This window comes from Streptomyces tubercidicus, from assembly GCF_027497495.1.
Classification (GTDB): Bacteria; Actinomycetota; Actinomycetes; order Streptomycetales; family Streptomycetaceae; genus Streptomyces; species Streptomyces tubercidicus.
In genome coordinates this window covers 165,635-191,643 of record NZ_CP114205.1, presented here as the reverse complement: position 1 = coordinate 191,643, position 26,009 = coordinate 165,635, and the positions used below count along the sequence as shown (strand labels likewise).

Genomic DNA, 26,009 nt, shown 5'->3' with positions numbered 1-26,009 from the left:
GCCCGTCTCCCGCGGGCTGCAGGTGTGCGCGCCGAAAAGGCGATGCCGTGGCATCACACGCTGATGTAATGTCCACTCCCGAACAGCGGCACTTACTTCGGGCTTCGGGAGGGCTTGATGGTTCCGGAACTGGTCAGGACTTGGGTGGCAGGCTGGGCCACCTCGCGACACACGCCGAGGCCGGCCGAAAGGCCCTGGGGGCTCTTTGTCGAGGTGGGGCTGCCCGACCAGGTGGCGCGCCATGTCCTCCCGGACGCCCATGAGTTGGCCGTTCGCGAGGCGGCTTCCTCCGTCACCGTGCCGCACACCTGGCTCAAGGTGCCGATGGAACCGGCCGAGGTCGGGCGCTGGCTCCCGGAGGGCTGGGTGGTGGACAAGGGGGAGTCGGGCCATCTGATGGCTACGGACCTCCGGACCACCGCACCGAGTGCACCCGAGGGCTACACCGCGTCACTGGAGACCCGCGACGCCGTCACCTACGTCCAAGTGCGCGACATGGACGGGGAATTGGCCGCATGGGGGCAGATGGCGGCCCTCGGACGGGCCACGGTCATCGACCGCGTCACGACCGAGTCGGCCCATCGTCGCCGCGGGCTGGGCGCGTTCGTGATGCGCACCCTCGCCGATCATGCGGTGGCCGAAGGCGTGACCCTCGGCGTGCTGGGCGCGACCGACGACGGGCGTGCGCTGTACGAAACGCTGGACTGGAAGGTGTACGCGCCGCTGGCGGCGTGCATATACCGCCCCTAGCGGCGCGGCGGGCCGTGGATTCACCCGCGACTTGAGGGTTGTCCGCCCCTCGGCCCCGCAGGGTCGGCCGGTTACGCCACAAAGTCTCCGGGCTGACTTCAATGGAACGCTGGAAGTCATGCCTGTGAACAACAGCGAACTTCCTGACCAGAGCCCTGCCGTCCCGCCCCGTTGGGGGGAGTTGCTGGGACCCGAACATCGTGGCGCAGCGGTCGTGTTGGCGGCCGGAGTGCTCGTCGGCGCGGTCAATATCTATCTGGCGTCGAGCATGTTGCCCACCGCGGTGGGCGAGCTCGGCGGGGAGAGTTTCTACGCGTGGAACATGACGCTCTACCTCGTCGCCATGGTGATCGCGACGATGCTCGTCAGCCGGTGCCTCGCGCGGTGGGGGAGTGCCGGCGCCTATCTCATCGGGTTCGCCCTGTTCCTGGTGGGCTCACTGGCGTGTGCGGCGAGTCCGACGATGCCGGTGTTGCTGGTGGGCCGCTGCCTTCAGGGACTCGGCGCCGGACTGCTGTCCGGACTCGGCTTCGCCGCCATCCGCTCGGCCCTGCCACGTCGGCTCTGGACCCGTGGCAATGCGCTGATGTCGGCGATGTACGGCGTCGGAAACTTCGCCGGTCCGGCGCTCGGTGGCCTGTTCGCCCAATTCGGTTCGTGGCGCCTGGCGTTCGTCCTGATGGCGGGGGTCGCGGCGGGGTGTGGTGTGGCCGTGCCCCGTGTGCTGCCCCGAGGGGAACGCGGCGGGGCGGTGGCGCCGGTCCCGGTGGTGTCGATGACGCTGGCCATGGCCGCCACCGCGGCCGTCAGCGTGGCGGGAATCCTGCCCGGCACCATGGCGAGGGCCGCCGGCATCGCGGTGGCACTGCTGCTGGCCGCCGGATTCCTCGCCCATGAGCGGCGCGGCGCGCGACGGGTCTTCCCCGCCGCGACGTACCGCGCGGGTTCCGCGCTGAAGTGGGTCTATCTGACGCTCGGGCTGCTGTCCTTCGGCGTCGCCGTCGAGTCATTCGTCCCGCTGTTCGGCCAGCGGCTGGCCGGGCTGCCCCCACTCGCGGCCGGGTTCTTCGGGGCGGCCGTCTCCCTCGGCTGGTCACTGACCCAGATCGGCAGCTCGTCGGCGGTCCGGGAGCACACCGTGCGCCGGCTGCGCACCACCGGACCGGGGTTGCTCGCGCTCGGCTTCCTCGTCCAGGGGCTGCTCCAGCGTGAGAACGCGTCGATCGGGTGGGCGATCATCTGGATCCCGGTGCTGTGCCTCGCCGGATCGGGCATCGGGCTCGCCTACCCGCATCTGTCCGTGGCCGCGATGGCGTCCGCCGCGGACCCGGCGGAGGGACGGCAGGCGGCCGCCGCGATCGCCACCGTGACGACGATGTCCACCGCGTTCGGTACGGCGGTCGCCGGGGTCCTGGTCGGCCTGGGCGGCGGCTCGATGCTCGGCTCGGCGCGATGGCTGCTGTTCGGCTTCGCCGTCCTCTGCGCCCTCGGTATCGTCACCGCGCGCGCCGCGGACCGACAAGTCCCGTGCTGAACGGGCGCCGCCGCACGGAACGGCCCGCAGCCGGTCAGCGGGCGATCCGTGCGGCGATGCCGTCGAGAAGGAAGCCGAGGCCGGTGTCGAAGGTGGTGTCCGCGTTGGGGTGGGTCGCGTCCTGGACGACCTTGGACAGCGTCGGGTAGCGGCCGGTGGCCAGCTTCCGGCTGATATACGGACCGGTGGCCCGCTGCCACTGCTCCTCGTCCATGCCGGTGATCCGTTCGGCGTGCAACACGGAGATCTCCTTCCTGAGCGCCCCGACCACGTAGGCGTTCACCGCGTCGATGACCAACATCACCGTGTCGATGTCGTCCAGTCCGGGAGTGCCGTACAGCGCGGTGAGTGAGGCTTCGAGGTGGGTCAGTGCGTTCGGGCCGAGGTGCGGCCGCCCGGCCAGCTGGTCGGCGAACCACTTGTGCCGCAGCACCGCTTGCCTGGTGTCGTGCGCGAGGGACCACAGCATGCCGCGCCAGTCCCCGTCGGCCGGCTCGGGCGCGGGAATCTCGCCGTACACCGCGTCCCCCATGAGGTCCAGCAACTCTTCCTTGGTGGACAGATAGCGGTACAGCCTCATCGGGCCCGCGTCGAGCGCGGCGGCGACCTTGCGCAGCGACACCGCCTCCAGCCCGTCCGCGTCGGCGAGTTCGATCGCGGCCGCCACGATCCGGTCCCGGCTCAGCGGGCTGGGCGTCGGCCGGCTCGGCGGCTCGGGCCGTTCCCAGATGAGTCCGGGCTCGCCGCCGTCGGCCCCTCGTTGTGCTGCCATCACGCCTCGTTTCCGCAGGTCTCCGCATGCGGGACCAACGATACGCAAAAAGATACGCCGCTCTGATCGATACGGTGTATCGTCATGATGCGCTGTATCGATCGCGTGGGCGGTCAGGGATGCCCTGCGCCCTTCCGCCCCCGGAGCGCTTCCCGCCGCACTCAGAGAAAGCAGAGTCATGAGCAGCATCCCGCGCATCGCCATCGTCGGAGCCGGTCTCGGCGGCCTGGCCCTCGCCCGTGTCCTGCACAGACACGGCATCGACGCCGTCGTCCATGAAGCCGAGGCGTCCCGCACCGCGCGCACCCAGGGCGGCATGCTCGACCTGCACAAGGAGAGCGGGCAACGGGCCCTGCGCGAGGCCGGTTTGGCGGACGAGTTCCACGCCGTCGCCCGCCCGGAAGGCCAGGACATGCGCCTGCTCGACCACACCGGCACCCTGCTGCTCCAGGAGGACACCCCCGACGACGCCCCACTGGAACGCCCCGAGGTCGACCGCGCCGACCTGCGGAACATCCTGCTCGACTCCCTCCCCGAGCAGACCGTCGTATGGGGACACGCCTTGCGGTACGCCACCGCCCTGCCCGAAGGCGGACACCGGCTCCTCTTCGCCGACGGCAGCACCGCCGACTGCGACCTGCTCATCGGCGCGGACGGTGCCCACTCCCGGGTCCGCCCGCTGGTGACCGACGCCGTGCCCCACCACATCGGTGTCAACGCGATCGAATGCGCCATCCCCGATATCGACCGGACCCACCCCGACCTCGCCGCCATGGTCGGACGCGGCAACTACTGGGCCTTCGGCAACAACCAGGCCCTGGCGGCCCAGCGCAACGGCGACGGCAGCGTCCGCATATACCTCTCCTTCCGCACCCCCGAGGACTGGCTCACCACCTGCGGTGTCCCGTTCACGGAACCCGACCGGGCCCGCGCCGCCCTGACGGATCTCTTCAGCGGCTGGGCCCCGCAGTTCACCGCCCTGATCCAGGCCTGCGGCGACACCTTCGTGCCCCGTCCGACCACCATGCTGCCCGTCGGCCTGACCTGGCCCGGCGTCCCCGGCGTCACCCTCCTCGGCGATGCCGCCCATCTGATGCCGCCCACCGGGCTCGGCGCCAACATGGCCCTGCTCGACGCCGCCGAACTCGCCCTCGCTCTCGTCGCCCGCCCCGACGACATGACCGCCGCCCTCAGCGGCTACGAGTCCGCGATGTTCGTACGCGCTGCCGCCGCGGCGCAGGAGTGCGCGAACATCATGGAGATCATGCTCTCTCCGGCCGGTGCCCAGGGCGTGCTGGATTTCTTCCAGCGGTAGCGCGCTGATTCCCGTGCAGGGAAGCCCGGCGACCGACTCAACCGAGCCGGTCGTCGAGTGCCGCCGGAACCACCTCGATGCCCGGCGCGTCCGCCAGTCGCTCCGCCAGCCGCGCTGACCCACCGATATAGGTGGAGTCGAGATCCACATCCGTGGCGACGCACCAGGCACGGTCCCGTGGCCACCACAGATTCGGCGACTGCGGAAAGAAGACCCCCGCGCTCCGGTCTCCGGTGGCCATCGCCGCCTCGACCGGTCCCTCGTACAGTACGTAGGCGCGTCCGCTCAACTGCACTATCGGCCCGTTGTCATCGCACCAGCCCCACCCTTCCCAGAGGCCGAAGAGACACTGCCGCGGAGTGCCGGTTTCCGCTGCCAGCACCGGATACAGCGCCGCCAGCACGGGCTCGGGCAGCGAACCCCGCCACGGCGGTTCGTCATCCGGGCCGGCCACGTCCTCGAAACGCACCAGCGGGTGCAGAGCGCGGCCCGACCGCTGCGCCACCTCCGCCCACCGCTCGAACCGGCCGTCCGACGGTTCGCTGGGATGCAGCAACCGCACATAGGTCTCGAACCCCGACGGCAGCAGGGCATGGACCCCACTGTCGAACCCGCCGAGGCTCTCCTCGATCCACCGGGCGGACGAAAGATCCTCGATCCGATGCGGTGGCTGTACCTCGTCCGGTGACCCTGTCATGCCTGCCGTTCCCCCTCCTGCGCGGCCTGTCTCTCAGTATGAACCGCGCACGAGGTCAGACCGCGGTTATCCACAGGCCGCCCGGAACGGCATCACGTACGCCGATGTCGCCGACCGTGCGGACCCGGTTGGCGACATCGGACGGACGGAGCGTCAGGCGGCCTGCTGCAGCTGCTGCAGGGAAGCCACCAGCTTGTCCACCTCCTCGGATGTGTTGTAGAGCGCGAGCGAGGCGCGGGCCGCGCTCGCCAGCCCGTAGTGGGCCAGCGCCGGCTGGGCGCAGTGGTGCCCGGCCCGGATGGCGATGCCGTCACGGTCCAGCCAGGCGGCGATCTCCGACGGGTCATGGCCGGCGAGGGTGAAGGTCAGTACGGCGATGCGGTCGGGCGCGGAGCCCAGTAGTTCCAACCCCGGAACCGTGGCCAGGGCTTGCTGTGCGTACGCCATCAGTGAGGTCTCGTATGCGGTGATGGCGTCGCGGTCGAAGGAGGTCAGCCAGTTCAGCGCGGCCAGCAGACCGACCACGCCGGAGATATGTCCGGTACCGGCCTCCAGGAGGTGAGGGACGGGGGCATAGGTGGTACGGGAGAAGTCGACCGACTCGATCATGTTGCCGCCGCCCTGCCACGGCGCCATGTCCCGCAGGATCTCCGGCTTCGCGTACAGCGCGCCGATGCCCGTGGGGGCGAACAGCTTGTGCCCGGAGAACACATAGAAGTCGGCGTCCAGGTCCTGCACATCGACCGGGAAGTGCGCCACCGCCTGGGCCCCGTCCACCAGGACCTTGGCCCCGTAGCGGTGGGCGAGGGCGGTCATCTCGCGTACGGGCGGGACGGTTCCCAGCACATTCGACGCCTGGCTGAGCGCGACGAGCTGGGTGCGCATGGAGAGCAGATCGTCGTACGCGGTGAGGTCGATCTGCCCGTTGGGCTGCAGTGGTACGGGTACCACCCGGGCCCGGGTCTGCTGGGCGATCAACTGCCACGGCACGATATTCGAATGGTGCTCCAGCACCGGCACCAGGATGTCGTCCCCGGGGCCGAGGTTCGCCCGGCCCCAGCTCTGCGCGACGAGGTTGATGGCCTCGGTCGTGCCGCGTACGAAGACGATGTCGTCCGGTGACGGCGCCCCCAGGAACTGGGCGACCGCCGACCGGCCCGCCTCGTACGCCTCGGTGGCCTCCCGGGCCATGGTGTGCGCACCGCGGTGGATATTGGAGTTGGCGGATCCGTAGAAGCCGGCCAGTGCCTCGATCACCTGGCGTGGCTTCTGTGTGGTGGCCCCGTTGTCCAGCCAGACCAGTGGGTGCCCGTTCACCGTCCGGTGCAGGATCGGGACATCGCGGCGCGCCAACTCCGGTGAGAAGGCGGCTGTTTGGCCGGGGAGGCCGGTGAACTGTGCGGGGTGGGCGGCCGGAATGTCCGCTTCCGTGGCCGGGGTCGTGGCCGGATCGGGCGACAGCAGACCGTCACCGAGGAGGTTCGGAGCCGGCGCCCCCGGCCACAGACCCCGGACGACGTCAGGAGTAGTCATGGTAGTTGGAGACCTCGACGTTCTGGAGCACGGCGACCGCGTCCTCTACCAGTACCGCCGTATTGAAGTACGCCGTCATCAGGTACGACGTGATGCCCTTCTGGTCGACGCCCATGTTCCGCATCGACAGACCGGGCTCCACCTCGTCCTCGACCTTCGCGGGACGCAGACCCACCACACCCTGCTCGGCCTCGCCCACCCGCATCAGCAGGATCTCGGTGGTGCCGACGCCCGCACTGCCGGAGAACCGCACCTTGTCGGACGGGAGCAGCGGGACACCGCGCCAGCTCAGCAGCGGGCTGCCGAACCGGGTGTCGATGACCGGGGGCACCCCCCGACGCGTACACTCCCGGCCGAACGCGGCGATGGCCCTGGGGTGCGCGAGGAAGTAGCCGGGCTGCTTCCAGACCCGGGTCAGCAGCTCGTCCAGATCGTCGGGGGTCGGGGAACCGGTGCGGGCCTGGACCCGCTGCCCGGGGGCCACATTGTTGAAGAGGCCGAACTCCGGGTGGTTGAGCAGCGCGGCCTCCTGCCGCTCGCGCAGTGCGTGCGCGGTGAGGTTGGACTGCGCCCGGATCTGGTCGATGGGCCCGTTGTAGAGGTCGGAGACCCTGGTGTGCACCCGCAACACGGTCTGGGCGAGGCTCATGTGGTACTCGCGGGGCGTGTCCTCGTAGTCGACGTACGTCGCGGGAAGGTCGGGTTCGCCGATGTGCCCGGAGCTGAGATCGACCGGCACCTCGGCGCCCGGCAGCACACCGTCCGCCGCGAGGTAGGCGTCCATCGCTCCCCGCACCGCCGTTTCGCGTTCACACAGCCCCTCCAGCACACTGCGCTCGACACACAGCGCCACACCGGGGGTGAGCGCCCGGACGCGGTAGGGCAGCGGCTCGGAACGGGTCCATGCGTCCAGGTCGAAGTACTGGCCGTCACCGATCACTTCGAGCACCGCGTCCTCGCCGTAGCGGCCGCTCACCCGCTTCTCGGCGCGGCCCTGGGCGATCACCCACAGCTTGTCGTGCGCATCGCCGTCCTGCGCCAGCATCTGGCCGGCCTCGAAGCTGACTTCCGTGAAGGAGCCCGCGAGTTCGGCGAGCAGGGCGTCGTCGGCATCCCGGAGATACGGCAACTCCCGCAGGTCGCCCGGGATCACACGGGGCGAACCGCCGTCGGCGTGGACGCTGATGCGGTCGTCGCCGAGGACGTAGGTCCGGCGGCGGTTGACGCGGAAGACACCGGATTCCACATCCACCCATGGCAGGGCCCGCAGCAGATAGCGCGGGGTGATGCCGCGCATCTGGGGGCTGGTCTTGGTAGTGGTCGCGAGCTGCCGTGCTGCATCCGGGCTGAGACTAGTCTGGTCGTTCATCAGGCCCTCCTCGCCTACGGGCATGCCGCTCGGCCGACGCACGGCCGACCGGCACGCAGGAGCCTGAATCGTCTGGTCGAAGCCCGCCGCGCACAACCGGCTCCCGGCCCGCGTGCGGCCGGAAACGCTCGCCGCACTGAGTGCGCATTCCCGAATGCATGGGCGATTTTCCGGCATTTCAGGGCCACTACCACGCGTAGTAACCTCGCGGAGGCGCGTCCCGGGTCATCCGGACCTGTCGTGTGACATCGCCTGACACCCGATTTACGACGCGATTTACCCTCATAACGGTGCTTTGCGTTCCCTAAAGGCCGGCTTATGGCGCCGCTCGTGGCGGTCCGTCGGCTCCGCCGCTGCCCAACTCCCTTAGGGAATACGGCTGTTGCGCACGGTGAAGAAGGGGCGCTCGCGTAGCCGGTGCACTGCCCTCATGCCAGCCCGGTCTGCGACTTGCTGAACATCACGCCCTCGGAGTAGAAGAACACGGCGCTGCTGCCCCCTTCGGCGCCGTAACACGTCCACGTGGTCGGGTAGTCGTCGGCGCGCTCCGACTCGCTGTTCTGCTGACACGTATTGGTGTAGGCGAACAGGGTCTTCTCGCTGCTGCCGGCCTCGATCTTCCTGTATTCGGCGAGGCTCAGCGGATCGGTGGTGGTGGCGCTGCCCTTGTAGGCGCAGGCGATCACGAAGAGACCGAGGACGCAGCCGCCGGCTATCGCACTCTTCTTCACGGGTGGGGTCGTCTTTCTGTGGGGGGAGGGGGAGTTGGGGCCGGAAGCGGGGGAAGTCAGGTCACTGCGCTACCGCCGGTGCGTTGCTCTTCCATGGCGGCGCTCCTCCGGTGCTCACGTGGCTCGCCGCGCAGGAACCGTTGCAAGATGAGGAGCAGGGTGGGCAGCTGCCCGGCCGGGTCGAAGGATGCCTCGGTGGCCGCGCTGGTGTACATCGAGGCGATGAGGGCCATGACCCACGAGGCGGTGTTGTCCGGATCGAGGCCGGGGTCGATCTGCCCGGCCGCCGCGGCCTTGGTGAGCAGTTCCGCGATCACGGTGTGCTCGTCGGTGCTGTCCTGGCTCAGGAGTTCCGCGAGTTCCGGGTCGCGGTGTGCCTGGAGCATGGCCTCCATCACCAGCGGCGGGGCCAGAGGTTCCGCGGCGGGTGCGGCCAGGAACTGCACGACGTCCAGGAGGGCGGTCCATGGGTCGGCTTCGGTCGCCGCCCGCGCCAGCCGCTCGGTCTTGGCGTCCTTGTCGTCCTGGAGGAGGGCGATGAAGATCGCGCGCTTGTTGGGGAAGTAGTGGAACACGTTCCCCGAACTCATCCCGGCCGCCTTGCAGATCTGCGCCGTAGTGGTGCGCTCGAACCCCTGCGTGGCAAACAGCTCGGACGCGGCGTGCACGATGTGCTGACGCCGCGCTGCGTGTTTCGCCGGATCGATCGTCCTCATGGCATCACCCTATGACTGACTGCTGCATCTGACGGACGGCCCCTTCCCCCCTCCGACGGGGCTGTGTCGACCAATAATAGACCGCGCACTCGGTTTATGATTGGCTTCCGTTCTTGCACCGGACAGGACCGCACCGCGTTGCACCGCTCCGGCTCCCGTTGGCCGTGGCGACGCAGACTTTCAAGGGGGACACCACAGATGAATGACCTGACCGCACGGCGCCACCGCATGGACAAAACCACGGTGCTGGCTCAACCGGCCTGGATGTCGGCGCTCGTGCACGCCGTCCTCATGCTGGTGGGAGCCGGTGCCGGCTGGCTGATCAAGATCCTGGCGGGGTGGCTGGTGACGCTGCCCTGGGCACCGATGCAAGGGGCGGCCCGGCTCCTGAACTCGATTCCGGAGCCCTGGCTCACGGTCGGCCTGCTCTCCGCCGGAACGGCCCTGGGGCTGGTCGTGGGCCTCATCGCCCGGTATGAGGAGCTCTCCGTCGCCGTATCGGGCGAGCGGATCACTCTCACCCGGAAAGGCAAGGGTCAGGCGATCGCGCGCGACCGCATCACCCAGGCATTCCTGGACGGCAAAGAACTGGTCCTGCTGGGCGACGACGGGAGCGAACTCGCCCGGGAAGCGTCCGACCTGGAAGCCCGGCGCCTCGCCGACGCCTTCCGGGCGCACGGCTACACCTGGGCGGACGAGGACCCGTACAAGGACGACTTCCGGCGCTGGGTACCGGACATGCCGGGACTGCCGCACGGGGCCAATGCGCTGCTCAAGGCCCGCGCACAGCTCCTCGAAAAGAAGAAGTCCACCACGGACCTCCGGGAGCTGCGCGAAGAGCTGGCCGCGCTCGGGGTCGTCGTACGTGACGAGAAGCGGCGGCAGTACTGGCGCAACGGGGGTGCGGCGAAGCCCGCTGCTCAGTAGGGGGATTCGGCTGATCTGCCACCTGCGGCGCCGGCGGGTCGCTACGGTGACGGGCATGGATTCCAGTGACGCGCCCGGCGCCGATGAGTGGCCGCTGCCTCCCTCATGGATGTGGAGCTGCCAGGAGTGCATTGAGCTGTACAAGGCGATGAAGCACGCCCCCGAGGTGGTCGATGCCGCACGGGAGGAGGGCGAGCCCGGGGTGGACTACGACCCGCTCGACACGGTGGTGTCCACCCAGATCCGGCTGGCCCGGCATATCGCCACCCACCATGAGTCGGACGTCCCCGCCATCGACCCGTCCTGCGAAAGGTGCACGACGGACGAGAGTCGTCGGATGCCGCCCGTACTCATCATGGAACACCGTGCCCGCCACGTGTTCGCCCCGCCGAGCATCGCCGGTCTGCTGTAGCGGGTGGCGCACCGGCGTCACGGCCCGCCGAGGGTTACAGCGCCACGATCACGGCGTACGCGATGAAGAATGCCGCGCAGAGCACCACGATGATGCCGAGGACGATCATCGGGCCGGTGGACCAGCCGCGCGTCTGTGTATCGCGGGGACCGGTTTCCGCCCCGGTGCTGCCCTCGCCCGCGGGCGTTTCCTCGGGCGGCACCCCGCCACCGGGCCCGAGGCCCGGCGCGTTACGTGGATCCGGTTCCGGATGTTGAGTACCCATACCGGAAGCTTGCCCGATATCCCCCGGATTCACCGAGTGGAGGGCGGCAGGTCTTGGGCCAAGCGGACGCGGCGGACCGCTCTCTCCTGCGGAGACATCGCTTACGTGCTAGATGGCGTTCCTTACATAGAGGGGCGCAGGGCTCACCGAAGGGGAACCGTGGCGGTGATCCGGAAGCCGCCGTTCTCCAGTGCCCCGGCCTCGAAGGTGCCGCCGAGTACGGTCACCCGCTCGCCCAGCCCCACCAGACCATGGCCTCCACTGGGCAGCAGGCTGGTGACCGGCCCGTCGGGGGCCTCGTTCTCCACGATCACCCGCACCGCGTCCTTCTGATACCGCACCTCCACCCGGGCCGGTGCCTTGCCCGCGTGCTTGTGCGCATTGGTCAGCCCTTCCTGGATCACCCGGTACAGGGTGGGCTGGACCGTGGAGTCCGCGGCCGACGGTTCGCCGATGACGTCGAAGGCGACCTGCATCCCGGCGGCCCGTGACTCCTCCACGAGGGTCGCGAGGTCGTCCGGGGTCGGCTGCGGGGAGAGCGGAACCCGTTGGTCCCCCTCGTCCACCCGCAGCACGCCGAGCACCTGCCGCAGCTCGTTCAGCGCCTGCCGGCCCATGTCCCCGATCAGACGGCCGGTGTCCGCGGACACCTCGGTGCCGCCGGCCCCGGCCTCCAGCGCCCCGGCGTGGACCACCATCAGGCTCACCCGGTGGGAGACCACATCGTGCATTTCCCGGGCGATGCGGGTGCGCTCCTCCATCCGGGCCTGCGAAGCCAGCAGATGCTGCTCGCGTTCCAGCCGGTCCGCCCGGTCCTGGAGGGACACCATCAGACTCCGCTTGGCCCCCCGGTACATGCCGAACAGCACCGGCACCACTACGGAGGGCACCACGAGGAAGATCGAGAAGGGTATGAGCGCCTCGGTCTGGGAGCGCGTGACGTACACGGCCCACCCGATGAGGAGCACGGCCGACGCGCCGGAACCGATGAGGAGATTGCGCCGCGACGACCCGTACTTCGCCAGCGCGTAGAGACTGACGGGGAGGATACTGAAGGGCGGCGTGACGAGGGGGAGGAGAAGCACCGCGACCGCGGCGAGCGTGTCCGGATAGCGCCGCCGCCAGAGCAGGCCCAGCGCCTGGAGCATCACGAGCACGATGAGCACCGGCACCGGCAACAGCAGGGCATCGTCGTTCTGGTTGTTCAGACCGCTGACCAGGGAGACCGGATTCGCCAGCGGGAAGAGCAGCACCAGCAGACTGTCGAACAGCATCGCGCTGCGGCTCTCCCACCACCAGGGCTGCCGCGGAGTTCGCGGGTAGAGGCCGCTCAGCACGGGCAGCACCACGGCGAGCAGTCCCGCGAGCACGAAGACCACCGGCTGCTGGTCGCCGGGCGTCCCGGGGGACGCGGCGTACTGCCGCAGATGCGATGCGGCGACGCCCAGCACGAGCAACAGGCCCGTTGGCGCGGCGATGAATACCGTACGCAGCCGTGGTGTGTGCCGGGCCAGCGAGTAGTACGCCACCGATGTGGCCAGGACGGATCCGGTGCCCAGGAGGAGGCCCCCGGTGATCACGGCGACGACCACCAGGGGGAATCGGCGCCGCAGCACCAGCGTCAGCGCGGCCACGACCGTGAGCCATGACGCCCAGTCCTGGGGGAGTGCGCTGTGCAGCTGCCCCTCGGGGAAGGTGGAGCGGAACTGTACGTCGAGCACCGCACAGCCCACGGCTATGAGAGCGTCCAGCACGATCACGCCCCACGGTCGCCACCAGGACGGAAGCCGGGGAAGCCGGAACAACGGACTCGGACGGGGCGGCGCCCGGTCCGGGAGTGGAGCGGGGGCGGCGGCGGGACCGGCAACCTCAGCGGACATATCGGCGACCAAACGAACGTGCGGGCAAGTCCCGGTATGTTACGCCGCCTGTGTCCGGCCCGGATCCTCCGGAGAGTGCCGGCTCGGGCGGACGCCTCTAGAGCATGCGAGTGGAGGCTCGCCCCGCCGCGCGGCCGTCGTCTCCTACTGGGGCTTGAAGGAGCGGATTTGGTAGCTGCCCTGTAGGTTGCCGCCGGCGTGGGAGGGCGTGGAGCCGACGCGTGCGTGGTAGTTGGTCTGGGTGTAGTACTGGACGCGATGTCCGGTGTTGTTCCATACGGAGCGCACATTCTGTCCGCGCTGGATGAAGGAACAGTTGTCGGCCGTGTTCGCCTTGCTGGCCTGTGACCACTGGCAGCGGGTTCCGCCGCCGTTCCAGTCGCTGTAGATGCAGAAGTACCCGGAGGAGCAGTTGTAGGCGGCCAGGCCGGTGGGTGCGGTGGGGGTGGCGTTGGCGGTGGGGGCGATCGTGAAGGCGGCGGTCAGGGCGGCTGCGGCGATGGCGAGCGAGTGGAGACGGTGGAGACGGCGCATGGCAGTGGTCCCATTCTTGGTGAGGGTGGCTTGGTGAGGTGGGAAGGGTCACGCCGCTGTGGAGCGGCTGAGAGGGATCGCGTCGGGGCGGGAGAGCCGCGACTGGTGGGTGGCCTCGGCCGGGGGTCGGTTCGCGACCCAGTCGCCGGGCGGCCTGATGAAACGTCATCAGTATGGTCCGAGCCCGGGGCCGTCCTCAGGGCATTTCTCGCCGGACCGCCTGCTGTTGGAGCGCGGCAGCGTATGCACCGGGCGTACGCGGCGCGCTGCGCTCTGACGCCTCGGGGTGCATCTCCCGAAAGCAGCTTCGCAACGGGCTCGGCAAGCGCAACCGGCGCGGGCCGGGCAACGGTCCCGGTTCGCCGGTTTCCGTGGATTGTCTGATGGCGGACGCCGCGGCTCGGGGCCGGTCCGACCTGCGAGGATGGAGGGGCAGGCGGGCGGCGGTGTGGTGTGTGGGTTGGCTGGGCGACGTTTGTTGCCTGGGGCGTGGTGCGGTTTGCGAGGCGGGTGTGGCGCGGGGCACCCTTGCGCCATGTCATACGTAAGGCTTGAGGCCTGGATCGGTGGAGAGTGGCTGGAGGTCGACGCCGTGAGCGTCACCGTGATGGACTCCGCGCTCACCCTCTCCTTTGAGCATCAGCGGACCGAGTCCGGGTACCGGAGCCTGATCTGGGAGCCCCTGGAGAAATTCCTCAGGGAGTACCGCGACGAGCCGCTCGTCGTCGTACCTCTGGGCCGCAACCTGCCGGTGATGTTCGGTCCCGGTGCGGCCGGGCCCTTCCGGCTGTCGGAGATGCGGGACGCGTGATCTGGGGCTTATGTCCCGTTACGGTCACGGTGGACAGTAGGGGCGGACGGTCACGGCCGGCCGGCTGCGCTGAAGTGGGCACGCGGGGGCTCCCGGCTCGTGGGTGAGGTGGCCCGGCCCGCTGCCGGTACCGCTCAGGGAGTCGGACGGACCGGAGCCCGAGTTCCGGCCGTGTGGTGTGAGCTGCCCCATACGGAAGGTCGCCGGGTCCTGCCCCGTTTCCACCCTCCGCTGCGTCCGAACCGCATCGGATGGCACGATGGCGGACATGACAAACGGGCCGACCTTACCTGCTGACGTGCTGATGTCGCGTGTGCCGGGTGGGCCGCCGCACCGGGTCCTTCTCTCCCGCACCCGCCGCCCGAAGTCCCCGGACGCGGCCCGCGCCGGACGGAGTCTTCCGCCGGCGCCGCCGAGAGGCCGCAGGTTCGGACTGCACTGCCCACCCCCCACCGTTGGAGGCAGCTCGATGATGACGCACCCCGCAGACGCGCACGCTTCTCGGAGGAGCCGCAAGCGGATATCGACCGCCCTCGCGGTGGTGACGGCCGTGACCGCGGCGTCGCTGCTCGCCGGCTGCTCGTCCGAGGAGCCGGCGGCGAAGCCGCCCAAGCGTCCGGACCCGGTGGTGCCCTCCCCGCACAAGAGCAGCCACGCCCCCACTCCGAAAACCAGCGGTTTCTCGCCGTATGTGGATACTTCGCTCACGCCCTCCTTCGACCTCGTCAAGGGAGCAGAGGAGACCGGGGTGAAGGAGTACAACCTGGCGTTCGTCTCCCCGGGGGGCGGCTGTGTGCCCAAGTGGGGCGGGCGGCAGGCGCTCGGCGCCAACCCCGTCGCGCGGCAGGTGGACCAACTGCGTGCACAGGGCGGCGATGTACGGGTCTCCTTCGGCGGGCAGAGCGGCAACGAACTGGCCAGGGTCTGCGGCTCGGTGGACAAGCTGGTGGCCGCGTACAGCAAGGTCATCGACGCCTACGGCCTGAAGAAGGCCGACTTCGACATCGAGGGCCCCGCGCTCACGGACACCAAGGCCAACCGGCTCCGCGCCCAGGCGATCGCCCGGCTTCAGCAGCGCGGGAAGCTGGATGTCTCCGTCACGCTCCCGGTGATGCCCTCCGGCCTGAACCGGAATTCCCTCGCGGTGCTGAAGGACACCAGGAAGAACGGTGCCCGGATCTCCACCGTGAACATCATGGCCATGGACTACGGCACGTACTACGACGGGGACATGGGCAAATACGCCGTCGCGGCCGCCACCGCCACCCAGAAGCAGGTCAAGGGGGTGCTGGGCATCCGGGACGAGGCCACGGCGTGGAAGAGCGTCGGGGTCACACCGATGATCGGCGTGAATGACGTCAAGGGTGAGGTCTTCCGGCCCGACGACGCGGCCGAACTCAAGAAGTTCGCCGAGGAGAAGCGGCTCGGCCGGCTGTCGATGTGGTCGATCACCCGCGACAAGCCCTGCCCGGGAGGGGCGAACCTCAAGGCGGTAGCGACCTGTTCGAGCCTCGGGAAGAAGACGAACGAGTTCGTGCGCGCCTTCGCGGACTGAGCGGGGGAGCGCCGGACGGGCGGACGTGGATCGCCACCGCGCCGGGTGGCGATCCACCGCGGTTCATCGGTGACCGGGATCCGCTCGTCCGTTCGGGTGAGCTGGTGCACGGCGTGTTGTCTGCGCCTCACCGGGATGGGTTACTGAAGCGGTCCGATACCGGTGGGCCGCCCATCCTTTCCGGGGGAGCGGAAGGCGCCCTGCCTGTCTCGGAGCACCGGTGTATGACGGTGCCGTGCGAGCGCTGCTCCTCTGTGGAGGATGTGCAGGACGGGCCATGGCGGCGCGCGTGCGCGGGCGTCACATGGTGCGGCGGGCCCATAAGTTTGGCCTGGAGCCGTCATGCCTGCTGCCCGCAATGCGTGCCCCGTGAATGTGCGCCCCGCGAATGCGTGCCCCGTACCCGTCACCGCTCTCCGATGGATGGCTCCGGGGGAGAGGCACGCCACTCTCCCTCAACTGCCGGGCAATGATCGGCCCGTTGGCCCGGCCGGCGGCGACACGGTGCCGGGGGTGGCACCCTCATGCTGACTCCGGAAAGCCCGTATGGGCTCGCCATCCTGACCGACTGTCAGGGGAACGGCATCGCCCTCGTCGACCCGCTGTCCCACCGGGTCGTCCCCCTACTCGGCGCGCCGGCACCGCTGCCGGTACGGGATGGTGTCGGCGGGGGGCCGGTCGTCCGCACTGTGGTCGACGGCGCAGCCACTCTGCTGGGCGCCCTCGCGGGGGTGCGGAACCGGCTTGCCTCCACGCCGAGTTGGGGGCGGCTCGATACCGTGGCGGCCCGTCCCGGGCTGTTGGCGGAGCGCAACCAGTTCTCCGGTGTCTTCCCCGACCAGGGCTCCTCCGGCGGCGGCACCCTGGTGACCATCATCGGGCGCAACTTCACCCGCGCCACAACCGTGAACTTCGGTCCGCGCCCGGCGGCGAGCTTCGCCGTCCTCGACGACCGGACCATCGTCGCGGTGACGCCCTCCGGCCAGGGGTCCGTCCCGATCACGGTCACCACCCCTGGCGGATCCGCCAGGGTCGGCTACTTCTTCTACCTCCCCTGGCCCAGCCTGGCGGGCATCGCCCCGGCCACCGGCCCGATCGGCGGTGGCAACACCGTCATCCTCACCGGCGCCAACCTGTCCACCTCGCTGCGGGTGTATTTCGGTGACGCCGTCGCCTTCCCGACCGTGCTCTCCGACCGGGAGATCAGTGTCACGGTGCCGCCCACCACGGGTCCCGGCACCGTCCCCGTCTACGTCACCACCCTCGGCGGAGTGAGCAACCGACTGCTCTACACCTATGCGACGGTGGCTCATGTCACCGGCGTCAGCCCGGACACCGGGCCGATCGCGGGCGGCACCACTCTCGTGCTGACCGGCAGTGGCCTCGCCCGTGTCACCGGCGTCACCATCGGCGGTGTCCCCGTCAGTTCCTTCCGCGCGTTCTCCGACAGCCTGCTCGTCGTGGTGACGCCGCCGGGCGTCCCCGGTCCCGCCGATATCGTGCTGACCACGCCCGGGGGCAGTGTGACGCTCCCCGGGGGCTTCGACTACAAGGCGCCCTCGGTGGTGACCGTCACCTCGGCGCCGGATCCGGCCCCCGTCGGCCAGCCGGTGACCTTCACCGCAACCCTGGAGGGGGTCCCGTCCACGACGGGTACACCGTCCGGCACCGTCCTCTTCGACTTCGGCGACGGAACGGCGCCGGTGACGGCCTCCCTCACGGACGGCACGGCCACCGTCGAGCACGCCTACACCGGCCCGTCGGACACCCCCTACGCCGTCACCGTCAACTACGGCGGCGACCCCTACTTCCTGCCCGCCACCGGGACGGACACCCAGGTCATCGAAGCGGCGTCGACCACCACCACCGTGACGTCCGGGCCCGATCCGTCGCAGGTGGGGCAGCCGGTCACCTTCGTCGCGCGGGTCGCGCCGACCCCGCCGGGAGCCGGTGCGCCGACCGGCACGGTGACCTTCGACTTCGGCGACGGCACCGCACCCGTCACCATGCCGATGGCGGGCGGCTCCGCGACCGTGACCCACGCCTATCCGGACGCCGCCGAGCTGCCGTACCCGGTCACCGCCACCTACAGCGGCGACGACAACTTCACGGCTTCCACGGGGACGGACAGCCAGACCGTGGAGCAGGCGGCGACGACCACCGCGGTGGACCTGGCGCCCCAGCCCTCCGTTGCCGGGCAGCCCGTGACCGTGACCGCGACCGTTGCCGCCGTCCCGCCCGGAGTGGCCGTACCGACGGGCACGGTCACCTTCGACTTCGGTGACGGCACCCCGCCCGTCGACGTACCGCTCACCGACGGCACGGCTGCCATCAGCCATGCCTACGCCGGTACGGCCGCCAGCCCCTATACGGTCACCGCCACCTATCAAGGCAACGGAAACCTCGAACCCTCCACGGGGACCGGCAGCCAGTCGGTGGGACCGAGCGGGTCGACGACGACGGTGGTCTCCGCGCCGGATCCGTCGACGGTGGGGGAGCCGGTGACGTTCGGTGCGACGGTCAGCGCGCTCGCGCCCGGCGCGGGCACGCCGACCGGGACGGTCACGTTCGACTTCGGTGACGGCAGCGCGCCCGTCACCGCACCGCTCACGGACGGCACCGCCACCACCGGCCACGTCTACACCGCCGCGGAGGACAACCCCTATACGGTCACCGCCACTTACGACGGTGACGCGGACTTCACCACCTCCTCCGGTACCGACACCCAGAGCGTCCAGCCGGCCGGCACCGCGCTCGCCGTGGTGTCCACGCCGGATCCGTCGACGGTGGGGGAGCCGGTGACCTTCGGCGTGACGGTCAGCGCGCTCGCGCCCGGTGCCGGTACCCCGACCGGTACGGTCACCTTCGACTTCGGCGACGGCGCCCCACCCGGCACCGCGTCCCTCACCGACGGCGCCGCCGAAATCACCCACACCTACACCGACGCGGCCGAACTGCCGTACCCGGTCACCGCCACCTACAACGGCGACGCGGACTTCACGACCTCCCTCGGCACCGACACCCAGACCGTGCAGCCGGCCGACACCACCACCAGCGTGAACTCCGCACCGGACCCCTCCACAGTGGGGCAGTTGACGACCTTCGTGGCGCAGATCTCCCCCGAGGCCCCGGCGGCCGGAGCGCCCACGGGCACCGTGACCTTCGCGTTCGGCGACGGCACCCCGCCCGTCACGGCACCCGTCGAGGGCGGTACGGCAAAGGTCACCCACGCCAATCCGGAGGTGGCGGAGAGCCCGTACACGGTCGCCGCCGCCTACAGCGGCGATGACAACTTCAACCCCTCGGCGGGGACGGACAGTCAGCTGGTCGCCCCAGCGGTGCCCACGACGACGGTGACGTCCACTCCGGCCCCCTCGGTCACCGGCGAGACGGTCACCTTCACCGCGACCGTCGCGGCAGGCTCACCGGCCGCGGGCACCCCGACCGGGTCGGTCACCTTCGACTTCGGCGACGGCACCGCGCCCGTCACCGCACCCCTCACCGACGGCACCGCCGCGCTCGCCCACGCCTACACCACCGCGCCCCTCAGCCCGTTCACGGTCACCGTCACCTACAGCGGGGACATCAACTTCACCGCGTCCGTCGGCATCGGTACGCACAGCGTCGAGGAGGCCGCGACCGTCACCACGGTCACCGCCGCACCCGACCCGTCCGTGACCGGCGAGTCGGTGACCGTCACCGTGGCCCCCACCGCGCCCGCCTCGGGTATCCCGACCGGGGCGGTCAGCTTCGACTTCGGCGACGGCACCCCCGTCCTCACCGCCCAGCTCGTGGACGGCACGGTAACGGTCACCCACCCCTACACCAGCGTGTCCGGCAGCCCCTACACGATCACTGCGGTCTATCTCGGTGACGCCAACTACGCCGCGTCCGAGGACACCATCGTCCACGCCGTCGACCCGGCCGAGACCACCACCACGGTGACCTCCTCGCGGGTGCCCTCGGCGGTGGGCGAGAGCGTGACGCTGATCGCGCGGGTGGTTCCGGTGCCACCGGGCGCCGGTACGCCGGCCGGGACGGTCACCTTCGACTTCGGCGACGGCAGCGCGCCCGCGACCGCACCGGTTTCGCACGGCGTGGCCATGGTGGCGCACACCTACACCAGCACCGCCGGCAGTCCCTACCCCGTCACCGCGGCCTACAGCGGTGACGGCGACTTCGGCGCCTCCACCGGGACGGCCGCCCAGGGCGTGGAGGCCAGCGTCTCGGCCACCTCGACAACGGTGAGCTCCGCGCCGGACCCGTCCGTCGTCGGTGAGCCGGTGACCGTCAGCGCGACCGTCGTGGCGGTTCCGCCCGCAGCGGGCACCCCGACCGGCACGGTGACCTTCGAGTTCGGCGACGGCACCCCGGCCGTGACCTCCCCGCTCACGGGCGCTACGGCCACGGCCACCCACACCTACACCGCGGCCGCCGCCCCCCACACCATCACCGCGGTCTACAGCGGTGACGGGAACTTCGCCGGCTCGGCCGGTCTCGATACCCATACGGTGGAGCAGGCCGCCACCTCGACAACCGTGGACTCCGCTCCCGACCCGTCCCTGACCGGCCAGGACGTCACCTTCACCGCTACCGTCACCTCGACGGACGCGGATGCCGGCACCCCGACCGGGTCGGTCACCTTCGACTTCGGCGACGGCACCCCGGCCGTCCGGGCGCCCCTCAGCGACGGCACGGCGATCGCCGTCCACGCCTACCCGCACACCTCCGGCAGCCCGTATCCGGTCACCGCCACCTACCACGGCGAGGCGAGCTTCCTGCCGTCGACGGACACCGACACCCAGACCGTGAACGCGGCGGCGGTGACCTTCACCGTCTTCTCGTCGAAGGACCCCTCCGCGGTCGGCCAGCCGGTGACCCTCACCGCGAACCTCGCGGCGGAGGCCCCGGCGGCGGGCACCCCGACCGGGACGATCACCTTCGACTTCGGCGACGGCACCCCGACCGTCACCGCCACCGCGGTGGGCGGCACGGTGACGGTCACCCATGCCTACACCACCGCCGTCGGCAGCCCGTACACCTTCTCGGCCACCTACAGCGGTGACGACGACTTCAGCCCTGCCACGGCCACCGGCTCCCAGACCCTGCACCCGGCCGCGACCACCACCGAGGTGACCTCCGGCCCCGAACCCGCGGTCGTGGGACAGCCGGTGACCATCACCGCGACCGTCGCACCCGTCCCGCCGGGTGCCGGTACCCCGACCGGTACGGTCACCATCGACTTCGGCGATGACACCACTCCCGCCACGGTGCCCCTGGCCGGCGGGGCCGCCACGGTCACCCACGCCTACACCGGCAGCCTCAGCAGCCCGTACACGATCACCGCCACCTACAGCGGCAGCGACGACTTCACCAACTCGGTGGCCACGTCCCCGCAGTCGGTCCTGCCGGACGCGACGACCACGACGGTGAGCTCCGCGCCGGACCCGTCCGTCGTCGGTCAGCCGGTCACCTTCACGGCGACCGTCACCGCGGCGGAACCGGGCAGCGGCGCGCCGACCGGCACGGTGATCTTCGACTTCGGCGACGGTACGGACCCGGTCGCGCAGCCGGTCACCGACGGGGTGGCGACCGCCGAGCACGCCTACACCGGCCCGTTAGGCAGCCCGTACACCATCACCGCCACCTACGGCGGGGACACCGACTCCACCGCCTCCAGCGGCACCACCACACAGGCCGTCGGCCAGGCCGCGTCCACGACGCTGCTCACCTCGTCGCCCGAACCGGCGGTGTCCGGCCAGCCGGTGACCGTCACCGCGACCCTCTCGGCCGCCGCGCCAGGCGACGGCACACCGACCGGCACGGTCACCTTCGACTTCGGTGACGGCACGTCACCCACCACGGTTCCGGTCACCTCCGGGGTGGCCACGACGACCCACACCTGGACCGGCGCGTCCGGCAGTCCCTACAGCGTCACGGCCGCCTACAGCGGGGACAGCGGCTTCCTCCCGTCCACCGCTACCGGCACGCAGACCGTCGCCCGGGCCGCGACCAGCACCACTGTCACCGGGCTGCCGGACCCCTCGATCACGGGCCGGCCGGTGGACATCACCGCGACCGTCTCCACCATCGCACCAGGAGCAGGCACCCCCACCGGCACCGTCCTCTTCGACTTCGGCGACGGCACCCCGCCCCTCACCGCACCCCTGACGGACGGCACCGCCACCGTCACCCACGCCTGGCCCGGCACCTCCGGCAGCCCCTACACCGTCACGGCCGCCTACAACGGGGACGCCGACTTCAGCCCCTCCACCGGAACCGACACCCACACCGTTGCCCCGGCCACGACCAGCACCACCGTCAGCGGACAGCCGGACCCCTCGGTCACGGGCCAGCCGGTGATGTTCCTCGCGAGGGTGACATCCGACGCCGTGGAGGCCGGCGCGCCGACCGGGACGGTGACCTTCGACTTCGGCGACGGCACCGCGCCGGTCACCGTCGCCGCGGCCGGTGGTGTGGCGACCGCCGTCCACGCCTATACGAGTGCCACGGGCAGCCCGTACACGGTCCGCGCCACCTACGACGGCGACGACCGCTTCACCGCCTCCGTGGGGACCCGAAACCACGGTGTGCAGCCGTCGTTGTCGGCGACGACGGTCAGCTCGCTGCCGGATCCCTCGGCGACGGGCCAGCCGGTGGACATCACCGCGACGGTCTCCGCGGCCGCGCCGGGGGCCGGTACCCCGACCGGTACGGTCACCTTCGACTTCGGCGACGGCACCGCGCCCGTCACCGCACCCGTGACGGACGGCACCGCGACCGTCTCCCACGCCTGGGCGAGCACCTCCGGCAGCCCCTACGCCCTCACGGCCGCCTACAGCGGGGACGCCGACTTCAGCCCCTCCACCGGCACCGGCACCCAGACCGTCACCCCGGCCGCGACCACCACCGAAGTGGCCTCCTCGCCGGACCCCTCGGTGACGGGCCAGCCGGTGGACATCACCGCGACGGTCTCCGCGGCCGCGCCGGGGGCCGGTACCCCGACCGGTACGGTCACCTTCGACTTCGGCGACGGCACCCCCTCCGTCACCGCCACGGTCACCGCCGGTGTGGCAACCGTCTCGCACACCTGGACCGGCACCGCCCCCGGCCCGTACACCATTACGGCCGCCTACGGCGGGGACGCCGACTTCAGCCCCTCCACCGGCACCCGGAGCCAGACCGTCGGCCAGGCAACCTCCACCATCTCCCTGTTCTCCTCCCCGGATCCGTCCGTGGCCGGACAGCAGGTCACCTTCACCGCCCTGGTCTCCGCAGTCCCCCCGGGCGCGGGCGCCCCCACCGGGACCGTCACCTTCGATTTCGGTGACGGCACCGCACCCGTCACCGCACCGGTCACCTCCGAGGTGGCGACCGTGACACACGCCTACGTGGGCACGTCGGGCAGCCCCTACACGGTCACCGCCGACTACAGCGGTGACGACGACTTCACCTCCGCCACCGCCACCGGAGTCCACACGGTGGCGGTCAGCGCCGCCACCACGTCGACGACCGTGAGCTCCGCCCCGGACCCCGCGGTGACGGGCCAGCCGGTGTCCTTCACCGCGACCGTGGCCCCGACCCCGCCCGGCGCCGGTGTCCCCACCGGCACGGTCACCTTCACCTTCGGCGATGGAACGGCGGCCGTCACGGCACCGCTCTCCGGGGGGATCGCCGGCGTCACCCACGTCTACAACACCGTGGCCGACAGCCCGTACACCGTGACCGCGGGCTACAGCGGAGACGCCAACTTCAGCTCCTCCTCGGGCACGGACAGCCAGACGGTCGCTCCGGCGTCGACACTGACCACGGTGACGGCCACGCCGGACCCGTCGGTGGTCGGCCAGCCGGTGACCCTCACCGCGACCGTGGCACCGACGGCACCGGGAGCAGGGGTGCCGACCGGCGCGGTCACCTTCACCTTCGGGGACGGCACACCGCCCACCCTGACCTCGCTCTCCGACGGCGTCGCCAGGATCACGCACACCTACACGAGCGCGGGCGGCCCCTACCAGGTGACCGCGGACTATGACGGGGACGCCGGCTTCCTGCCGTCGAGCGGGGGCGACAGCCAGACGGTGGGTAGGGCGGCGACGTCGACGGCGGTGGTGTCTTCTCCTGATCCCACGGTGGTGGGGCAGTTGACGACGGTGACGGCTTCGGTGGCGTCGGTTGCGCCGGGGGCGGGGGCGCCGTCGGGGACGGTGACGTTTGATTTCGGTGATGGCAGTCCGACGTTGACGGCGCCGGTGAGTGATGGTCTGGCGGTCGTGACCCATGCGTACGGCGGTACGTCGGGCAGTCCGTTCGTCATCACCGGGACGTATGGCGGCGATGCCAACTTCACCTCCTCCAGCGGGGGCGATACCCAGACGGTGGGTAAGGCGGCGACGTCGACGGGGGTGGTGTCTTCTCCTGATCCCACGGTGGTGGGGCAGTTGACGACGGTGACGGCTTCGGTGGCGTCGATTGCGCCGGGGGCGGGGGCGCCGTCGGGGACGGTGACGTTTGATTTCGGTGATGGCAGTCCGACGTTGACGGCGCCGGTGAGTGATGGTCGGGCAGTCGTCACGCATGCCTACAGCGGCACCTCGGGCAGTCCGTTCGTCATCACCGGGACGTATGGCGGCGATGCCAACTTCACCTCCTCCAGCGGGCACGACACCCAGAGCGTCGGCAAGGCGGCGACGACCACGGCGGTGGCCTCCTCGCCCGATCCCACGGTCGTCGGTCAGCCCACCACCCTCACGGCCTCCGTCGCCTCCGCCACGCCTGGTGCCGCCGTCCCCACCGGCACGGTCACCTTCACCTTCGGCGACGGCACCGGTTCCACCACCACAACGCTCACCGACGGCATCGCGACCGTCACCCACACCTATGCCACCAGGTCCGGCAGCCCCTTCCACCTCACCGCCACCTACAACGGGGACAGCGGCTTCACCGCGTCGAGCGGCAGTGACAGCCAGACGGTGGGCAGGGCGGCGACGACCACGGAGCTGGTGTCGTCGCCGGATCCGTCGGTGGCCGGGCAGGCGGTGACGCTGACCGCGACGGTTTCCGCGGTGGCGCCGGGGGCGGGTACTCCCACCGGTACGGTCACCTTCAGCTTCGGTGACGGCACCAGCGCCGCCACCAAACCTCTCTCCAACGGCACCGCGACCGTGACGCATACGTTCAACGGCGCCTCCGTCAGCCCGTACGCCGTCACGGCGATCTACAACGGGGACGGCAACTTCACCGCGTCGAGTGGCAGTGACACGCAGACCGTGGGGAAGGTGGCGACGACCACGGAGCTGGTGTCGTCGCCGGATCCGTCGGTGGCCGGGCAGGCGGTGACGCTGACCGCGACGGTTGCCTCGACGGTGCCGGGGGCCGGTACTCCCACCGGTACGGTCACCTTCGGCTTCGGTGACGGCACCAGCGCCGGTACCGCCACGCTCTCCGGCGGCATCGCGACCGTCACCCACACCTACGCCAGCAGGTCCGGCAGCCCGTTCCCCCTCACGGCCACCTACAACGGGGACGCCACCTTCTCGGCCTCCACCGGCACCGACACCCAAACGCTGAGCAAGAACGTGTCCACCACTACGGTGACCTCAACTCCCGATCCCTCGGCGTCCGGTGGGACGGTGACCATCCGGGCGACCGTCTCGTCCCCGGCCGGTACGCCGACCGGTACGGTCACCTTCAGCTTCGGTGACGGCACCGGCACCGCCACCGGCACCCTCTCCGGCGGTGTCGCGACCGTCACCCACGCCTACACGACCACCACCGGAAGCCCGTTCACCGTCACGGCCACCTATGGCGGGGACGCCGGCTTCACAGGCTCCACCGGCAGTGACACCCAGACCGTCACCCGGTCCGCGACCTCCACCACCGTGGTCTCCACACCCAACCCCTCGGGGACGGGGGACCGGGTCACGGTCACCGCGACCGTGGTTCCCGTCGCCCCCGGAACGGGTACGCCCACCGGGACCGTCACCCTCGCCATCCCGGGACGCACCCCCCAGACCGTGCCTCTCGTCGGCGGACAGGCCAGCGCGACCTTCAACCCGCTTCCCAGGGGCCTCCACTTGGTCACCGGCAACTACAACGGCGATGTCAGCTTCGCGCCCTCCACCGGCACCACGAGCCAGCTGGTCGTCTGACGGAAAGGGCGCCGCTGTCACGACTGTTGGCGCGTCCGTGACTTACCCCGGCCCGAGGAC

Annotated in this window: 17 protein-coding genes; 8 read left to right on the top strand and 9 right to left on the bottom strand. The window is 70.6% G+C overall.

All coding sequences use genetic code 11. The features are described 5' to 3' along the window. Nucleotides 1–213 precede the first annotated feature (213 nt). Together STRTU_RS00850 and STRTU_RS00845 are read left to right on the top strand one after the other, a co-directional pair. On the top strand, nucleotides 214–750 hold the full coding sequence (locus STRTU_RS00850; RefSeq protein ID WP_272591776.1) for a GNAT family N-acetyltransferase: 537 nt from the start codon (nucleotides 214–216) through the stop codon (nucleotides 748–750). Nucleotides 751–868: 118 nt separating this feature from the next. Continuing rightward, on the top strand, nucleotides 869–2,284 hold the full coding sequence (locus STRTU_RS00845) for an MFS transporter (protein WP_269777175.1): 1,416 nt from the start codon (nucleotides 869–871) through the stop codon (nucleotides 2,282–2,284). A 34-nt stretch (nucleotides 2,285–2,318) separates the two neighbouring features. On the opposite strand, the gene STRTU_RS00840 is transcribed toward STRTU_RS00845, so the two are convergent. After that, the gene (locus tag STRTU_RS00840) at nucleotides 2,319–3,056 is read right to left on the bottom strand and encodes a TetR/AcrR family transcriptional regulator (protein WP_269777174.1); all 738 of its coding nucleotides are present in this window, start codon (nucleotides 3,054–3,056) and stop codon (nucleotides 2,319–2,321) included. Nucleotides 3,057–3,234: 178 nt separating this feature from the next. On the opposite strand from STRTU_RS00840, the gene STRTU_RS00835 reads away from it, so the two are divergent. Then, on the top strand, nucleotides 3,235–4,371 hold the full coding sequence (locus tag STRTU_RS00835; RefSeq protein WP_269777173.1) for an FAD-dependent oxidoreductase: 1,137 nt from the start codon (nucleotides 3,235–3,237) through the stop codon (nucleotides 4,369–4,371). Between the two features lie 37 nt (nucleotides 4,372–4,408). Here STRTU_RS00835 and STRTU_RS00830 read toward each other — a convergent pair whose 3' ends face one another. The 5 genes from STRTU_RS00830 to STRTU_RS00810 form a co-directional block, all read right to left on the bottom strand. After that, entirely contained in the window at nucleotides 4,409–5,068 is a 660-nt protein-coding gene (locus tag STRTU_RS00830) for a hypothetical protein (RefSeq protein WP_269777172.1), read from the bottom strand. Between the two features lie 153 nt (nucleotides 5,069–5,221). Then, nucleotides 5,222–6,601 carry a cysteine desulfurase gene (locus tag STRTU_RS00825; protein WP_269777171.1) on the bottom strand — a complete coding sequence of 460 codons (1,380 nt, stop codon included), beginning with the start codon at nucleotides 6,599–6,601 and terminating at the stop codon, nucleotides 5,222–5,224. Beyond that, complete coding sequence (locus tag STRTU_RS00820; RefSeq protein ID WP_269777170.1) at nucleotides 6,588–7,970, bottom strand: family 2B encapsulin nanocompartment shell protein; 1,383 nt, start codon at nucleotides 7,968–7,970, stop codon at nucleotides 6,588–6,590. The genes STRTU_RS00825 and STRTU_RS00820 overlap by 14 nt, the downstream gene beginning before the upstream one ends. Nucleotides 7,971–8,398: 428 nt before the next feature. Further along, entirely contained in the window at nucleotides 8,399–8,701 is a 303-nt protein-coding gene (locus STRTU_RS00815) for a hypothetical protein (protein WP_269777169.1), read from the bottom strand. Nucleotides 8,702–8,757: 56 nt separating this feature from the next. After that, a complete protein-coding gene (locus STRTU_RS00810) occupies nucleotides 8,758–9,417 on the bottom strand; it encodes a TetR/AcrR family transcriptional regulator (protein WP_269777168.1) in 660 nt (219 codons plus the stop codon). A gap of 198 nt (nucleotides 9,418–9,615) precedes the next feature. Here STRTU_RS00810 and STRTU_RS00805 point away from each other — a divergent pair, with 198 nt between their 5' ends. Beyond that, nucleotides 9,616–10,344 (top strand): YqeB family protein, encoded by a 729-nt coding sequence (locus STRTU_RS00805; RefSeq protein ID WP_269777167.1) that lies wholly within the window; start codon nucleotides 9,616–9,618, stop codon nucleotides 10,342–10,344. Nucleotides 10,345–10,399: 55 nt separating this feature from the next. After that, a complete protein-coding gene (locus STRTU_RS00800) occupies nucleotides 10,400–10,756 on the top strand; it encodes a hypothetical protein (RefSeq protein ID WP_269777166.1) in 357 nt (118 codons plus the stop codon). Nucleotides 10,757–10,790: 34 nt separating this feature from the next. On the opposite strand, the gene STRTU_RS00795 is transcribed toward STRTU_RS00800, so the two are convergent. The 3 genes from STRTU_RS00795 to STRTU_RS00785 form a co-directional block, all read right to left on the bottom strand. Next, complete coding sequence (locus STRTU_RS00795) at nucleotides 10,791–11,021, bottom strand: DUF6480 family protein (protein ID WP_269777165.1); 231 nt, start codon at nucleotides 11,019–11,021, stop codon at nucleotides 10,791–10,793. Between the two features lie 143 nt (nucleotides 11,022–11,164). Further along, on the bottom strand, nucleotides 11,165–12,775 hold the full coding sequence (locus STRTU_RS00790) for a sensor histidine kinase (RefSeq protein ID WP_269777164.1): 1,611 nt from the start codon (nucleotides 12,773–12,775) through the stop codon (nucleotides 11,165–11,167). Nucleotides 12,776–13,045: 270 nt separating this feature from the next. Then, nucleotides 13,046–13,435: a peptidase inhibitor family I36 protein gene (locus STRTU_RS00785; RefSeq protein ID WP_269777163.1), complete on the bottom strand. Its 390-nt coding sequence runs from the start codon at nucleotides 13,433–13,435 to the stop codon at nucleotides 13,046–13,048. 535 nt (nucleotides 13,436–13,970) lie between these two features. Here STRTU_RS00785 and STRTU_RS00780 point away from each other — a divergent pair. The 3 genes from STRTU_RS00780 to STRTU_RS00770 all read left to right on the top strand — a co-directional run bounded on the left by STRTU_RS00780 (nucleotide 13,971) and on the right by STRTU_RS00770 (nucleotide 25,949). Further along, nucleotides 13,971–14,246, top strand: coding sequence for a hypothetical protein (locus STRTU_RS00780; protein WP_269777162.1), 276 nt, complete (start codon nucleotides 13,971–13,973; stop codon nucleotides 14,244–14,246). A 472-nt stretch (nucleotides 14,247–14,718) separates the two neighbouring features. Then, nucleotides 14,719–15,801: a chitinase gene (locus tag STRTU_RS00775; protein WP_336298734.1), complete on the top strand. Its 1,083-nt coding sequence runs from the start codon at nucleotides 14,719–14,721 to the stop codon at nucleotides 15,799–15,801. A 524-nt stretch (nucleotides 15,802–16,325) separates the two neighbouring features. Continuing rightward, nucleotides 16,326–25,949, top strand: coding sequence for an Ig-like domain repeat protein (locus STRTU_RS00770; RefSeq protein WP_269777161.1), 9,624 nt, complete (start codon nucleotides 16,326–16,328; stop codon nucleotides 25,947–25,949). Nucleotides 25,950–26,009: the final 60 nt, after the last annotated feature.

What these genes read in the sequence shown, in the direction of transcription:
- STRTU_RS00845 (WP_269777175.1), top strand. Translation starts at nt 869, where the DNA reads ATGCCTGTGAACAACAGCGAACTTCCTGACCAGAGCCCTGCCGTCCCG.
- STRTU_RS00840 (WP_269777174.1), bottom strand. Translation starts at nt 3,056, where the DNA reads ATGGCAGCACAACGAGGGGCCGACGGCGGCGAGCCCGGACTCATCTGG.
- STRTU_RS00835 (WP_269777173.1), top strand. Translation starts at nt 3,235, where the DNA reads ATGAGCAGCATCCCGCGCATCGCCATCGTCGGAGCCGGTCTCGGCGGC.
- STRTU_RS00830 (WP_269777172.1), bottom strand. Translation starts at nt 5,068, where the DNA reads ATGACAGGGTCACCGGACGAGGTACAGCCACCGCATCGGATCGAGGAT.
- STRTU_RS00825 (WP_269777171.1), bottom strand. Translation starts at nt 6,601, where the DNA reads ATGACTACTCCTGACGTCGTCCGGGGTCTGTGGCCGGGGGCGCCGGCT.
- STRTU_RS00820 (WP_269777170.1), bottom strand. Translation starts at nt 7,970, where the DNA reads ATGAACGACCAGACTAGTCTCAGCCCGGATGCAGCACGGCAGCTCGCG.
- STRTU_RS00810 (WP_269777168.1), bottom strand. Translation starts at nt 9,417, where the DNA reads ATGAGGACGATCGATCCGGCGAAACACGCAGCGCGGCGTCAGCACATC.
- STRTU_RS00805 (WP_269777167.1), top strand. Translation starts at nt 9,616, where the DNA reads ATGAATGACCTGACCGCACGGCGCCACCGCATGGACAAAACCACGGTG.
- STRTU_RS00800 (WP_269777166.1), top strand. Translation starts at nt 10,400, where the DNA reads ATGGATTCCAGTGACGCGCCCGGCGCCGATGAGTGGCCGCTGCCTCCC.
- STRTU_RS00795 (WP_269777165.1), bottom strand. Translation starts at nt 11,021, where the DNA reads ATGGGTACTCAACATCCGGAACCGGATCCACGTAACGCGCCGGGCCTC.
- STRTU_RS00785 (WP_269777163.1), bottom strand. Translation starts at nt 13,435, where the DNA reads ATGCGCCGTCTCCACCGTCTCCACTCGCTCGCCATCGCCGCAGCCGCC.
- STRTU_RS00780 (WP_269777162.1), top strand. Translation starts at nt 13,971, where the DNA reads ATGTCATACGTAAGGCTTGAGGCCTGGATCGGTGGAGAGTGGCTGGAG.
- STRTU_RS00775 (WP_336298734.1), top strand. Translation starts at nt 14,719, where the DNA reads ATGACGCACCCCGCAGACGCGCACGCTTCTCGGAGGAGCCGCAAGCGG.
- STRTU_RS00770 (WP_269777161.1), top strand. Translation starts at nt 16,326, where the DNA reads ATGCTGACTCCGGAAAGCCCGTATGGGCTCGCCATCCTGACCGACTGT.